The sequence below is a fragment of the Vibrio sp. OPT24 genome (assembly GCF_015163545.1).
GTDB classification, from domain to species: Bacteria; Pseudomonadota; Gammaproteobacteria; order Enterobacterales; family Vibrionaceae; genus Vibrio; species Vibrio cyclitrophicus.
The window spans coordinates 187,188-202,144 of sequence record NZ_JADDYI010000053.1; the positions used below are offsets into that span (position 1 = coordinate 187,188).

Consider the following 14,957-nt stretch of genomic DNA (forward strand, 5'->3'; position numbering starts at 1 on the left):
AATAAAACATAATAATTAAATGGAGAAGCATCATGCAATCCAATTTGTCTATCGAAACCAGTTTAAGAAAGAATGCGTTGCTAGCGATCGCCACGATCATGCTTGCGGGTTCTCTAACTGGGTGTAATAAAGCCCAGTCCGAAGAAACTATTCAAGTTGTTAAACCTGTAAAGCTTTTTGAAATTCCTCAACAAAGTGATGTTGACCTAGATAGCTTTATCGCCAAAGTTGACGCAACCGATCGTGCTGCGCTTTCTTTCCAAGTTAGTGGAGACATTGAAATATTTTCTGTTCGAATGGGGCAGGAAGTGAAGAAAGGCCAAGTATTAGCAGCGTTGGATGCAACGGATTACCGAATTGCGCTTGATGCGGCTCAAGCAAGATTTGACTTGGCGAATAGCCAGTTCAAACAAGCTTCAAAGTTATACGCGAAAAAGCTAGTAAGCACTGATTACTATGACCAAGCTTTAAATACATTTACTGCCGCTGAAGTTGAATTGGACCAAGCAAAAACAAACCTTGGTTACACCACATTAGTTGCTCCATTCGATGGCGTAGTGTCTATGGTGTTCGGTAAGCAATACCAATTAATCGCAGAAAAGCAGCCAGTGCTTAACATTTTGAATCACAGCGAAATGGACGTGACGTTCTCTATCCCGGTATCAAAGCTTGAAGACCGTTCTATTCAAGACCTAACCAGTTCAAACATGTGGGTAGTGATGGATAGCCACCGAGGCATTCGTATTCCCACTCGTTTTAAAGAGATATCGACTCAGCCCGACGAAGACACCAACAGCTATCAAGCGGTTGTGTCTATCGTAAAACCTGACGGGATAAATCTGTTGTCCGGCATGACTGCCCAAGTTGAAGTTCAGAAAAGTAAATCTCAGCTAGGCATCGGAATCGTTGACTCTGCATGGTTAAGCAGAGAAACGAACCACGGCGAGCTTTGGCGTTATAGCCCAGAGTCTCAATTGATTTCTAAAGTACAAGTATCTCTTGACCCACAAGGCAACGTTATTGATGGCTTGTCTCCTGGCGACCTTATCGTTGAAGCGGGTGTCGATGTTTTATCTGAGGGCCAGCAAGTCAAGGCGTGGCAACGTGAGGGCGGTATTTAATGAACCTTTCTAAATTATCATTTGTCGTAGCATCTACTTTGTTTCTTCAAGCCTGTAACAGCGAGGCTGATCACCGCGAGCAACCTTCTCTTTTCGTTTCTACCTTTGAAGTTGGTGCTCCTCTCACTGAACAGTTCAGAAGCTTTAACGGTCAAGTGATGCCTGCTGAGTTAACGCCTTTATCTTTTAAGCTGCCTGGTGAAATTAAGCGAGTCTTGGTCGAGGCCGGAGACAGAGTAGAAAAAGGGCAATTGCTCGCAACGCTTGATAACGATACCTACCTGCAAGGTTTGACGGACGCTAAATCTCAATTTGAGCTAGCGAGTAAGCAACTTGCGCGTGGTACTGAGATGTTCAGCAGCAAGATGCTATCTCAATCTGAACACGATCAACTAACCGCTAACTACAAATTGGCATCGGCTAACTTGGCTGCGGCAGAGCGTAAGCTGAGTTACACCGAGCTTTTAGCACCATTTTCTGGAACGGTTTCAACAGTAGATAAACAGCGCTTTGAAAATGTAACACCGGGTGAAACTTTATTGAGCTTGTATCAAAACGAAAAGGTGTATGTGCGAATTCAAGTCTCAGATTCAATCTTAGCGTCAATCAGCCCAAATATGCGGTCAAACAGTTACCGCCCTCAAGCGACTTTCGGTGGGCATACTGGTCAATATCCATTGACGTATTTAGAACACACCAGTGAATTACACCCACAATCTCGTACTTATGAATTTTGGATGCAGATGCCACAGCCTAAGAACGAAGTTTTACCAGGTACAAGTGTTACGGTAAATGTAGATATGGCTAAAGCGGGTCTAAGTGATGTTCAAGGCTATGAATTACCCATGACAACGCTACAAGCTGGGGGTGAAGCAACCCAGTTTTTTGTATGGAAACTCGAAGATGGACAAGCGTTCAAAAGCGAAGTTGAAGTTGAAAAGATCAGTGGTAAAGGCGCACTTGTCGCTCACGGTGTTGAGCAAGGTGATCAACTCGTAAATTCAAATTTAAGAAAACTCCGTGACGGAATCAAATTGTCAGGAAAAGCAGAATGAACATCGCAGAATATTCAATAAAGAACAAAGTAATCAGTTGGTTGTTTCTCGTCATTTTGGCCATCGGTGGTGTCACATCTTTTGGTAATCTATCCCGTTTAGAAGACCCAGCTTTTACCATCAAAGATGCCATGATTATTTCAACTTACCCTGGCGCCACATCAATGGAAGTTGAAGAAGAGCTGACGTATCCACTTGAAAAAGAGATAAGACAGCTCCCTTATATCGATAAGATTACGTCGACCTCATCGAGTGGCATGTCTCAAATAATGGTCAGTATGAAGATGGATTACGGTCCGGACGAGCTACCACAGATTTGGGATGAGATGCGTCGTAAAATTAATGATCTTCAACCTACGCTTCCAAGTGGTGTTAATTCTGTTCAGATTATCGACGATTTTGGTGATGTGTTCGGTGTCATGATTATGCTAACGGGGGACGGCTATGATTCTGTTGAATTGAAGCAATACGCTGACTATCTAACACGTGAAATTGAACTTGTAGAAGGCGTTGGGAAAGTCAGCATTGCCGGTGATCAACAAGAACAAATGTTTGTTGAAATGTCACTTGAACGCTTAGCTGCGTTGAACTTAGATATGTCGACCGTAACCTCCTTATTAGCACAGCAAAACAGTGTGGTATCGGCTGGTGAAGTGATGCTAAACGGTCAAAGCTTAACGATTAGACCTAATGGTACGCTCAATACCGTTGAAGAACTTGAAAACCTGATCATTCATGGTCGTGACACGGGTAACTTAATTCGCCTTAAAGATGTCGCTGATGTTACGCGTGGCATTCAAGAAAAGCCTGGCAATGTGCTTACTTACAACGGCAAGCCGGCTATAAACCTAGGTATCGCCTTTTCGTCAGGTGTAAACGTAGTCGAAATTGGCAATGCGCTTGATACGGAGTTGGATCGCTTAGAAAGCATTAAACCTGCCGGTGTAGAATTGAACTACTTCTATAACCAGGCACAAGAAGTAGACAAATCAGTTGCAGACTTTTTGATTAGCTTAGTTGAAGCGGTTGCTATCGTTATCATTGTGCTGCTGTTTGCAATGGGTTTACGCAGTGGCTTAATCATTGGTTTGGTACTTTTATTGACGGTGTTTGGTACCTTCATTCTTATGGACTACAACGATGTAGAACTGCACCGTATCTCACTGGGTGCACTGATTATCGCATTGGGTATGCTGGTGGATAATGCGATTGTTGTTGTTGAGGGTATTCTGGTTGGCTTGAAAAAAGGTAAGACCAAACTTCAAGCAGCGAAAGACATCGTGACACAAACACAATGGCCACTATTGGGTGCGACCATTATTGCTATCACAGCCTTTGCGCCTATCGGCTTGTCGAAAGATGCAACAGGTGAGTTCATGGGCTCGTTGTTCTGGGTACTGTGCTTCTCGCTATTCTTAAGTTGGGTAACGGCGCTAACATTAACGCCTTTCCTTGCTGAAATGTTGCTTAAAGAAGAAGACAAAGTTGATGAAAACGAAGACCCTTACAAAGGCATCTTGTTCGTTGTATTTGGTGTGTGTCTGAAAGTAGCGCTTCGATTTAGATGGCTTACTGTTGTCAGTATGGTTGCGCTATTAGCAGTTTCCGTAGTCGGCTTTGGGATGGTGAAACAGCAGTTCTTTCCACCATCAAACACACCAATGTTCTATGTAGACATGTGGATGCCGGAAGGCACTGATGTTCGTGAAACGATCAAGCAGACCGAAAAGGTTGAAAGTTATATTCGCCAGCAAGATAACGTGGAGTTTGTGACAACAACGGTTGGGCAGGGTATGCAACGTTTTGCGCTTACATATCAACCAGAGAAAAGTTACGAAGCGTACAGTCAGCTACAAATTCGAACGACTGACCGTGACACCATGTTTGAAGTGCTAGAAGAGTTAGACAAGGACTTAGCCAACCAATTTGAACAACCGACGTTCCAATTCAAATTGATTGAGTTTGGCCCGTCACCAGCTTCAAAAATAGAAGCACGTATTAGTGGCGCAGACCCACAGATACTTCGCAGCATCGCGGTTCAAGTAGAAGATATTTTGTTAGCGGATCCGGGATCTCGAAATGTTCGTCATGACTGGCGTGAACGTACTAAAGAGTTAGTGCCACTGTTCAATGAATCAAAGGCTCGTCGTCTTGGCATTTCAAAGACTGATTTGTCTGAGACGTTACAAATGGCATTTGGTGGTTACAACATTGGGTTATTGCGTGATGGTACTCATATGTTGCCTATCGTAGCGCGTTTGCCTGAAGCCGAACGTTTTGATTTTGAATCACTGAATAATGTGAAAATCTGGAGTCCATCGTTGCAAACATACATTCCCGTTGAACAAGTGATCGATGGGGTTGAACTTCAATGGTCTGAACCGCTGATTCAACGTCGTGACAGAAAACGCACGTTAACCGTACTTGCCGACCACGATGTGTTGGGTGACGAAACGCCAGCTAGCTTGTTCGCTAGGGTAAAACCAAAGGTTGAAGCACTCGTTCTACCTGCAGGTTACGAGATTAGTTGGGGCGGCGAGTACGAAAGTTCCAAAGATGCGCAAGAATCTCTATTTGGTTCACTACCAATGGGTTACTTGCTGATGTTTATCATCACAATGCTTCTGTTTAACTCGGTTCGTAAGCCGCTTGTGATTTGGTTTACCGTTCCACTTTCAATCATTGGTGTTTCGATTGGTTTGTTAGGTACCAATATGCCATTCAGCTTCACTGCGTTCTTAGGCTTACTAAGTCTAAGTGGCATGATTTTGAAGAATGGTATTGTATTGCTTGACCAGATCAACACTGAATTATCAACCGGTAAAGACCCATACTTAGCGGTTGTGGATAGCGCGATCAGCCGTGTGCGACCGGTTTCTATGGCAGCGTTAACGACTATCTTAGGCATGATACCTTTGGTATTTGATGCATTTTTTGGCTCGATGGCGATCACCATCATGGCAGGCTTAGGTTTTGCTACAGTACTAACGCTAATAGTAGTACCAGTGATGTTCGCTATCCTTTATAGAATCAAACCGTCCACTGCGGGTTATTAGGGATTGATATAAAACAGATTCTTTTAAGCCAGCCCAGTCATCTTGACTGGGCTTTTTTATAAGTGCTAAGGCTAAGCGTTAAGTTTATAAAAGAGAGTTAACCAACAGGAGTTAAAAAGCCGCTAATTAATGGAAAAGCAGCTTCTATAGATAAGCGGTTTTAGATAGCGAGGCGTATATCCAACTCAATCGGCTGTGGCATGGCTAAGTGGTAGCCTTGATACATATCGAAGCCTAAACTTTGCATTGCAACGAGTTGTTGCTGAGTTTCAATTCCTTCAATTACGGTCTTGGCGCCAATTTGGTTAGCAAGCTCTAGTACTAAGGTCATTTCACGAGTGTTGCCTTTTTCGAAGTCGAGCATAACAGATCGGTCTATTTTTATTATATGAGGATTGATATGACGAACGCGCTGTTCTGTTGACGCTTGTGTTCCAAAATCATCAACAGCAATTTGAAAGCCGTTCTCTGCAAGAGAGTGAGCAGCATCTTTCAAGCGCTCTTCACTTTCTGCATTAAGTTCAACCAATTCCATTACTATTTGAGACGATGATAGGTTAAGTTCATGGAGGCGTTTAGCCAACAGACTGTCGCTTACTTTTTCTGCGGCAAACAGCTCACCAACGTTCGGGAGCACGTTCAAAAACAGGTGTAAGTGACGAATTTTTGATTGTGCAAAGTTGCGGATATGGATAGCTCTACTCAGCCTTTCTACATTGATCTTATCAACGCATAAAGTTTCGTCGGAATGGAAGAAGTGATCAGGACGAACAATTTCACCCTTGCCGTTCGATAGGCGAACTAAAGCCTCTACGCCTATCTGAGCCATAGAACAATCAAATATCGGTTGATAGACACTTTTAAGTGTTAGATCTTGGTATTTAGCAATAAACTGCATATCGGTATCCACGGATATACAGCTAATAAATTCACTTCTGTTTGATAGAATCATAGTCGTTAGTAAAGGTGTTTATTCAGTGACGAAAACATTCGCCATGGCTGTCACAATATTGACAGGTGTTAGTAAATTGTCAATTAATAAAAATTCATTTACAGCGTCAATATTTAAATAAATATAATTAACGAAAAATCAGGATGATAAATGATATCAGTAATTAGTCTCAATTATCACTTCCTGTCGTTTCATTGCTGCACTGAATTTAATAGCTAAGGAACCTATCGCATAGTAACCACAACTAATATAAGGCTAGAGCACCAGTACACCAGAGAAAACTAGGGTTAAAGACTTAGATTTTGGGAGGGCATCAAAGTTAAGAATTAAAGAGACTGTACCAGTTACATAGAAATGATATCTATCTCTCATAATCGATAAAGTTAGCGTAAAGGTTATTAATCATTCAAAATTGACATTTGGATAATTAATGAACACAAGAAAAGTTTTCGGTTATAAAATACTTTGTGAAAGTCAAAAATTTACTTTAAATATTAAATTTAAAAATTGACTCGTATTCTTATTGCCATTGAAGTACTGCATAAAGTTGTAAGTATTTACGAACTAATTGTTGATTTCCTGACCGTTTTAATGGATGTCCGAATTTAATAAAGCACGGGCTAATTCTAAAATTACGATTCAAATCAGTAGCAAACTGAGATTCACTCTCTCTTAATGTGATTCCCTGTTGGTTGTATTCGGATATTTCGTCAGGCAACTCTCCCATCCACCAGTGCAAAAGCTCACCGCTAGTCTTACTTCTGCTGATCCAATGGTCAGAGACAATAATCAAAAGATCGTTAGGTTGAATGGCAAATCCGTACTCTGATTGCCATTTATGAATGTCTAGCATTAACTTTTTGCGGCACGTTTTTCCGGCGCTCACCATATGATGGCTAATCATCCAAACCGTACCAATTTCAGAAGAAATTCGGAAGTGACGAGGGCTATCACCAGAAGAGAACATTTCGAGTGGGCTGATGTTGCTCACATGATTAAAACTCACGAAGGTGTGTTCCATTCGTCGAGCAAACGCTTTTCCTATGTGGTGTTCACTGATCCCTTGGTTGTGTACGGTAGGGTAATGGTGTTCACAGAGCTTTAGACAGTCGTCTTGAAATTGATTAACGCTTTTAATCACGAGATCTAATAACAATGAAGTCCCTTATACATAGTTACTATCTTATTGATGGGCAATAGTACGGTAATTTGTGTGCCATTACCTATGAGCAAAACGCGAGTTCTTGATCCCTCTATCAAAATTAGCTATTCCAAGTCTTTTTTATGGATAGCACTGGCAGTCTAGTGGTCTGTCTTCTAAATTATGTGGAATTATAGTGAGTTACTAGGATTACAGTGAGCAACCAGAATTGTAGCCATCTCTCATTATCAATTGCGTTTAGCTCACCTAATCTTAGTCAGCTAATCACAGTTCTTCTACTCGTATTTATTCGGAAACATTTATGACTATTCAATTAGATTCAAAACAAAAGTCTGAGCTTACTGATGCTCTTCAAAAGTATCTGCAGGATGAGATCGATATAGAAGTAGGGCAATTTGATACCGAGTTTATAGTGGACTTCATCAGTAAAAAATTTGGCGCGATTTATTACAACAAAGGGATAGAAGATGCTCAAAAAGTGATGGAACGTAAAATGTTAGATATTGCAGATGAGCTTTACGAGATTGAACAAATCGTTGAAATTTAAAAACAATGCGCGTTGTTCAGGTAAAAGAGTGACTGGTTCAAGAAAATAGCCACTTGTTCAAAAAATTTGAATAACTCGTTTAGATTGAAATGATGTAACTAATGTAAAGCTTGGTAAATAATATGTTACACAAACTTGGTGTAGGGTACGCTTTTTAAAACTACACTACTCGTTAACATTCGGAAAAGATGCATGGACAACAACGTTAGAAATTACAACCCTTTAGCACGAGCGATGCATTGGATTTCAGCTCTAGCAATTTTTGGCTTATTTGGTGTGGGCCTGTGGATGGTTGATCTTTCGTACTACAGCGAGTGGTACAAAACAGCACCAGACTATCACCGTTCGGTAGGTATTCTTTTAGCTACAGTGACCGTTGTTCGCTTGCTTTGGAAACTAGTTACCACGTCACCCAAGGTGGAAGGTAAAAGCTATGAAGTCGCAGCTGCTAAGATTGCTCACGGTTTTATGTACATAAACTTAGCGGTTTTATTTATTTCAGGTTATTTGATTTCTACATCAGATGGTCGCGGGATAGAGGTATTCAATTGGTTCACTGTCCCAAGTATGGGCGAACTGTTTGCAAACCAATCTGATCTTGCAGGAACGATTCACTACTACGCTGCATGGGTACTGATCATTATGGCATCAGTACACGCCTTAGCGGCGATAAAACACCACGTTATCGACAAAGACGATACGCTACGAAAAATGATAGGAGCTTCAAAATGAATAAGTCAATTATCGCTACAGGATTAGCATTTGCTATGGCAATGCCTTTCGCTGCGAACGCCGCTGATTACGTGATTGATACAAAAGGCGCACATGCTTCAGTTAATTTTAAAGTTAGCCACTTAGGTTACAGCTTTATCCAGGGTCGTTTTAATACGTTCTCAGGTGATTTTTCATTTGATGAAAGCAATATTGAAGCATCAAAAATAAATGTAACTATTGATACAACAAGCCTAGATTCAAACCACGCAGAACGTGATAAGCACATCCGTAGCTCTGACTTCATTGATGCAAGCAAATTTTCAGATGCCACTTTCAACAGCACAAAAGTGGTTGATAAAGGCGACGGCAAACTTGAAGTAATGGGTGACCTTAAACTTCATGGTGTCACTAAGCCTATCGTTATCGAAGCTGAATTCATTGGCGCTGGCCAAGACCCATGGGGTGGTGAGCGTGCTGGTTTTGTTGGTACGACTCGCCTAGAACTTGCTGACTTCAATATTCCTGTAATGGGAGCTTCAAGCTATGTCGATATGGACCTGCACGTTGAAGGTGTAAAGAAGTAATCTAGCTATTCACAATGGTCGTCTGATATCAACATTTTAAAAAGTATCAAAAGTTTAATTGATATCAAGAAAGCGACAGTTAGAAATAGAGAAAGGCGCAAAGTTTTCACTTTGCGCCTTTTTTATTGAGATAAATGGCAACGCGTTTAGGTCTGTTTTGTGTCAAACCTTTTATTACGTCAAAAGCCACCATTTGCCTCTAGCCAGTCAACGTTGCTATGACTGAGTTATCCAGTTGAACTACTAATCCCTAATAGTTCAGCTTTAGATTCGTTAATCTGTTTCTAGCTTTGCAAGTAGCCGTTAGTTAAGCCGTTTCTAGCTCAGCTTGTGGAACCACGTTTAGTCGGTCGCCATAGATAGGACGCAGTGCTTGCATAACTTCAATGCGAGTCAGTACACCTACCATCACGCCATTTTCTAGTACTGGAAGCATGTGTGGTTGGCTTACTTTCATCGCTTTTGCACGCTCTTCTAGAGAAAGAGAAGTCAGGCGAGTGGCGAAGCCCATACTTGTTGTTGGGTATAGTTGCTCTTTGTCGATACATAAGAACTCAGCAACATCGACTAGCTTGTCGTTAGCATCGATAGCGACTACGTCACGACTCATTAGGTCTACCACTTTTTGACCTTTAGTAGGGATGTAATCCTGGCACCATAGGTCAACCATTACGTCATGAACAGAGAAGATACCTACAAGGCGGCCTTCAACATCACAAACAGGAGCGCTAACAAGTTGAGCGTCTAAAAGTGTATCAATTGCAACAGAGGTAGGCATTTCTACGCTAAGTGTAATTGGTTGAGTGTTCATGATTTGCTTGATAGTAGTTGCTGTGTTCATAGTGATTTCCTTAACTGACGTGATTTCTGTTGTTTGTGTAATTGCTGTAATTTTTGTTGCTTTAAGTTGTGGGCGACGGTAGATGCTCCAATTAGCTAAGCCGACTAATACCGAGCCACCTACGATGTTGCCTATTGTCACTGGTATTAAGTTTGCGGTAACAAATTGCACGACATTAAGGTCTGCGTACTGAGCTGGTGTCGCGCCAATCTGCATCCAAAAACTCTCTGGTGCGAACGCTTGAATCGTGATGCCTAGTGGAACCATGAACATATTTGCCACACAGTGTTCAAAGCCTGAGCTAACGAACATCGCTACGGGTAATACGGTCATCATTGCTTTAGTCATCGCATTCGCAGAACTAAACGTTAACCAAATTGCTAAACACACCAGTAAGTTACAAAGCACACCCAAAGCAAAAGCTTGAACAGGGCTGTGGTGTAGCTTGTGCTGAGCAATGTTAAGAGCGTTTAAGCCCCACTGTCCGCCATCAAGTTGATACAAGCCTGCGGCGCTGACTAACGCCAAAAGGAACATCGCACCAACAAAGTTACCTACGTAAACCTTGCCCCAGATTGAAAGCATCTTGGTGAAAGTAATCTGCTTGTTTGCCCATGAGATGCTTGATAACACCGAACTGGTAAACAGCTCACCACCACAAATAACAATTAAGATTAAACCCATACTGAATGCTAGGCCGCCAGCTAAGCGACTTAATCCCCATCCCGCATCAGCGCTACCGGTGGTAACCGTGATGTAGAATAAAAAAGCAAGCCCTATGAATGCACCAGCCATGATTGCCAAACTCAATGTCATGCTGCTGGTTTTACTTGCCTTACTTAGTGCAAACTTCTCTGCTTCCGCCATCATTTCTGTTGGTGAGAACAGTTGATGATTTTCAGAAGTGCCTGTTGCCATATTCCCCCCTTGAACAATCCGTCATGTTTAATTCCTAGTGTTAATGACTGAGTTAATCAGTAGTGTTTTACAGGGCTCGTTGTGTCCTGCCATTACAGATTAGGGGGTTGAGAGGTAGAGGTAAAATTGATAATTTTTAGAAACCACATCAAATTTATTGATATAGATTTGGTTACGCGTAGAATGAAATTGATTGCTCATCGGCTTTATAAAAAACGAGCATTTGGACACAAATAATTAGAAGCATTAAGGATCAATTTTGCGTTATTCATTGAAGCAACTCGCGGTATTTGATGCAGTAGCAGATTCCGGGAGTGTTAGTCAGGCAGCAGACAAGTTGGCGTTAACTCAGTCGGCGACAAGTATGTCTCTTGCACAGTTGGAAAAAATGCTTGGCAGGCCTTTGTTTGAAAGGCAAGGCAAGCAAATGGCCCTTACTCATTGGGGCATGTGGTTGAGACCAAAAGCGAAGCGTTTACTGCAAGATGCGCAGCAAATTGAGATGGGTTTTTATGAGCAGCATTTACTGAGTGGTGAGCTCAAATTAGGTGCAAGCCAAACCCCTGCGGAACACCTCGTCCCAGATCTCATCAGTATTATTGATAACGACTTTCCTGAGATGCGAATCTCACTTGGGGTGCAAAGTACGGATGCAGTAATAGATGGCGTATTAGATTATCAATACGACTTGGGCGTAATCGAAGGTCGTTGTGACGACAACCGTGTTCACCAAGAAGTATGGTGTACTGACCATTTAACGGTGGTTGCGTCGGCTCATCACCCGTTTGCCAAGCGAGAACGAGTAAGTTTGGCGCAATTAGAGCAAGCGAAGTGGGTATTACGCGAGCACGGCTCAGGTACCCGCAAAGTTTTTGATAGCTCTATTCATCATTTAATTGGCGATCTCGATGTTTGGCGAGAGTACGAACACGTTCCTGTTTTAAGAAGTTTGGTTGCAAACGGCCCATATTTAACGTGTTTACCTTATCTAGATGTCGAACAATTTGTTGAGTCAGGCCAACTGGTGACGTTGAATGTTCCTGAGCTAGAAATGGAAAGAACGCTGTCCTTTATTTGGCGTGCTGACATGGCAGAGAACCCACTCGCTGAGTGCATTAAGCGTGAAGGTAAACGCATGATGAAAGGTAAACGGTCGGTTCTGTAACCTAGATTTGATAAAATACTAATAACCAAATATGTTGAATAAGCGATTTCTGTCTCTATATCGTGATAAATGCACATTTGCATACATTATTAATGTGATCATGATCGGCTAAATCAGAGCTCTCTTCACATAATATACTCACTTGATTTTAAGTGAGGCTAAATCCGGTTGTAGAAACCCTACAGTTAGGCTTTAGAAATAGTATGAGTACATTAGTCGCGATTTCATTAACAACAGGTATCTTGTCAGGTCTATGGGGATGGATTGCTATCTCTTTCGGTCTGTTGTCATGGGCAGGTTTCTTAGGTTGCACCAGTTACTTTGCTTCGCCTATGGGCGGTGTAAAAGGGCTAGCAAGCAGCTTATTAACCAATATGACAGGTGTATTCTGGGCAATGGTGATTATCGAAAGCTCAACCTTCGCAGGTCTAGAGATTTTAGGCTATATGATTACCGCTATCGTTGCTTTCTTTATGTGTATTCAAGCGAAACAAGCGTGGCTAGGTTATATCCCCGGCACCTTTATTGGTTGTTGTGCTACGTTTGCTGCAGGTGGCGATTGGCAACTTGTAGTGCCGTCTTTGCTGCTTGGTGGTGTATTCGGATACTTGATGAAAGCAACGGGGCTATGGCTTCACGAGAAATCGACTCAATCTTCGGAAGTTGTTGAACAACACGCTAAACAGGCAAAGGCTTAATAAATACGTTAAGTATTGACGCTTTAGTCACGGTTAACTCTTGCAAGATAATCCCCAATTAATTTGTATATCGATTTATACAGGCACACCGTTTGGTGTGCCTTTTTTGTTTGATTGTTATTGTGATAATAAGCTTAAGTATTTGTTTAAAATTGAAATTATAACATCGATCAGACAAATTGAATGCTAGGTGCTAGGTGCTAGGTGCTAGGTGCTAGTTATTTAAGTATTCCCGTTTGCCATAGTGATGACGCGTTTTAGGGTCCACCTCAGCAATAATGGAATACATTCTTGCCCCTGATTTTCGCAATGAGAAACTATCGCCAATGCAAGGTCGGGTTTTGCGTGTTTTTTGAGTACCTTAGCGACTACTTTCTTTGGAGGAATAGGGTGATCGTATGGAATTTTCACCATGTCACGGAAAAAGTTCTCGAAGCCGTTCATATACAAGTAATGTTCTATGTCTTTATCAGGTAATTCAGTTAAGCGGTGTCGTTCTTGGTCATTACCAAGCTTTGATAAAACGGTCGCTGCGTATTTTTTACCTGCCGCGTCGCCATCGGTCACTACATGCCAGTCGATACCAAACTCTTGTGCAACCTTAATGAGCGCTTTAAGACCTGACTGAGCGAACTCGATAATTTGAACACCTTCAGCGGCAAGGTTATAGCCACATTGGTTAGCTAATTCGTTGAATAACCAAACTTCGGTTTCACCTTCCACTAATAACCAGCAGCGGGCAAACAATGCACCAGAGCGGTGGAAACGAATATGGAAACCAATTCGTCTCAACTCATCTTTGCTGAAGTGATTCATGTTGAGTTGGTTAGCGATGGTTTTGTCTGAATGGCGAACCAATCGACGAATCGATTGTAGAGGTACCGCAGCTAGAAGGTCACCACTGTTGGTGGTGAGGATTTTCTGCATCGGTAATTTCTGCATCAAGCTCCAAGCCCTTGCCAAGTGCGTTGGGTGTAAGCGGCCTTCTGGATCTTCGAGGATCAAAAGGGGGCGTGCACATCGCCTTAATTCATTCGGCCCTTTTGCTTGAAGGTAGGCATTGAGCAAACCCATGAATAATAGGCGAGTTTGTTTGTTTTTAGTTTCTTCTACAAGCTGATGAATGCTCTTATCGTTTGCGCCTGCAGAGTAGAGTAAACCGTCCCTCTGTTTTCTAGGGTTGCGGCGAGCAGTGCTTTTGAAAGAAAAGTAATGCTCAATTAGGCTTTGCATAGACTCTAGACTGCTACGCATTTCGCCTTTGTTTACATGGCCAGGGATCGCCATCAATCGTCGGCATGTATTATCAATTCGTTTCTCTATTCGAGCTTGACGCCCATTGCCATTGTGCCCGTTTCCATGACCAGTACTGGCGTGGCTATTCGCGCTACCATTTTCGTTGTTGCCGTTACCATTATGCCCATTGGTATGGAGATGAGCATTGTGGTTGAGTGATTTACTATTGAAAGGACGATCAAAATGTCTTGCATCACGCAGACGGATCACTGGGTGCAATGTCATCAACTCTTGAGCGAGCTTTTCAGAATGGTGCAACTTTAGTGGGTTTCCCTCTATATTTAAGAAAGCATAATGAGTGGTGGCTTCATATTGCTCTAACGTCGCACTGATTCGGTAATAGATACGGAACACACCGAACTCATCTTGAACCCAAATGGGTTTTAGTTTGCGATAACGCCCGGCATTTAGTTCACTTTTATCGCTGGCTTTTAATGCGAGAACTATTTGGAGGTGTTGAGATTGTGGGTGTGAAACAGAGTAATCGACATGAAAATCGGTCATTTTAAAATGATATGGAACGCCATCTGATGGAAGTACGACGGATAGAGCATCCAATAATGAAGACTTGCCCCAAGTGTTTTCACCAATCAGCGTGGTTAACTCATCAAACGCAAGAGACATGCGCTTTATACCTCGAAAGCCAGAAATCTCGATTCTTTCTAGTTGCATAGGCTTACTCCTAACGGAAGGCTCTGCTAATTGTTTGAAAGCTAACAGATATCTTTAATCATAATCGAAAAACACGTGTTCAGTATGTTCGCTTGTCACAAAAACCGCTCTTTATTAATACGGTGCAAAATCAGATTTTTGATCTATATCGAGTATTTTTTTGCAGTGCAGTTTCA

The 14,957-nt window shown here is 42.1% G+C and carries 12 protein-coding genes; 8 read left to right on the top strand and 4 right to left on the bottom strand.

Translation table 11 applies throughout. The features are described from left to right. The first annotated feature begins 32 nt into the window (after positions 1-32). Genes IQO02_RS14545 through IQO02_RS14555 form a run of 3 tightly spaced genes read left to right on the top strand, consistent with a single transcriptional unit; the run spans position 33 to position 5,232 of the window. Entirely contained in the window at positions 33-1,121 is a 1,089-nt protein-coding gene (locus tag IQO02_RS14545) for an efflux RND transporter periplasmic adaptor subunit (RefSeq protein ID WP_016768768.1), read from the top strand. Then, positions 1,121-2,176, top strand: a complete 1,056-nt coding sequence (locus IQO02_RS14550) for an efflux RND transporter periplasmic adaptor subunit (RefSeq protein ID WP_010429514.1) — start codon at positions 1,121-1,123, stop codon at positions 2,174-2,176. Before IQO02_RS14545 ends, IQO02_RS14550 begins: the two co-directional genes overlap by 1 nt. Then, a complete protein-coding gene (locus IQO02_RS14555) occupies positions 2,173-5,232 on the top strand; it encodes an efflux RND transporter permease subunit (RefSeq protein ID WP_016793677.1) in 3,060 nt (1,019 codons plus the stop codon). The genes IQO02_RS14550 and IQO02_RS14555 overlap by 4 nt, the downstream gene beginning before the upstream one ends. A gap of 160 nt (positions 5,233-5,392) precedes the next feature. On the opposite strand, the gene IQO02_RS14560 is transcribed toward IQO02_RS14555, so the two are convergent. Together IQO02_RS14560 and IQO02_RS14565 are read right to left on the bottom strand one after the other, a co-directional pair. Next, complete coding sequence (locus IQO02_RS14560) at positions 5,393-6,130, bottom strand: EAL domain-containing protein (RefSeq protein ID WP_016793678.1); 738 nt, start codon at positions 6,128-6,130, stop codon at positions 5,393-5,395. Between the two features lie 574 nt (positions 6,131-6,704). Further along, on the bottom strand, positions 6,705-7,340 hold the full coding sequence (locus tag IQO02_RS14565; RefSeq protein ID WP_010429523.1) for a hypothetical protein: 636 nt from the start codon (positions 7,338-7,340) through the stop codon (positions 6,705-6,707). A gap of 307 nt (positions 7,341-7,647) precedes the next feature. On the opposite strand from IQO02_RS14565, the gene IQO02_RS14570 reads away from it, so the two are divergent. From IQO02_RS14570 to IQO02_RS14580, 3 genes are all read left to right on the top strand, one after another. Continuing rightward, entirely contained in the window at positions 7,648-7,893 is a 246-nt protein-coding gene (locus IQO02_RS14570) for a DUF2164 domain-containing protein (RefSeq protein ID WP_010429527.1), read from the top strand. A 192-nt stretch (positions 7,894-8,085) separates the two neighbouring features. Next, positions 8,086-8,625: a cytochrome b gene (locus tag IQO02_RS14575; protein WP_010429530.1), complete on the top strand. Its 540-nt coding sequence runs from the start codon at positions 8,086-8,088 to the stop codon at positions 8,623-8,625. Then, on the top strand, positions 8,622-9,191 hold the full coding sequence (locus IQO02_RS14580; RefSeq protein WP_010429532.1) for a YceI family protein: 570 nt from the start codon (positions 8,622-8,624) through the stop codon (positions 9,189-9,191). The genes IQO02_RS14575 and IQO02_RS14580 overlap by 4 nt, the downstream gene beginning before the upstream one ends. A 307-nt stretch (positions 9,192-9,498) precedes the next feature. Here IQO02_RS14580 and focA read toward each other — a convergent pair whose 3' ends face one another. Beyond that, on the bottom strand, positions 9,499-10,950 hold the full coding sequence (gene focA, locus IQO02_RS14585; RefSeq protein WP_016768772.1) for a formate transporter FocA: 1,452 nt from the start codon (positions 10,948-10,950) through the stop codon (positions 9,499-9,501). 259 nt (positions 10,951-11,209) lie between these two features. On the opposite strand from focA, the gene IQO02_RS14590 reads away from it, so the two are divergent. Continuing rightward, positions 11,210-12,115, top strand: a complete 906-nt coding sequence (locus IQO02_RS14590) for a LysR substrate-binding domain-containing protein (protein WP_010429535.1) — start codon at positions 11,210-11,212, stop codon at positions 12,113-12,115. A 203-nt stretch (positions 12,116-12,318) separates the two neighbouring features. Further along, positions 12,319-12,813, top strand: coding sequence for a DUF1097 domain-containing protein (locus IQO02_RS14595; protein WP_016793679.1), 495 nt, complete (start codon positions 12,319-12,321; stop codon positions 12,811-12,813). A 222-nt stretch (positions 12,814-13,035) separates the two neighbouring features. Here the strand turns inward: IQO02_RS14595 and IQO02_RS14600 are convergent, their stop codons facing one another. After that, a complete protein-coding gene (locus IQO02_RS14600) occupies positions 13,036-14,781 on the bottom strand; it encodes an ATP-dependent endonuclease (RefSeq protein ID WP_010429541.1) in 1,746 nt (581 codons plus the stop codon). Positions 14,782-14,957 lie beyond the last annotated feature (176 nt).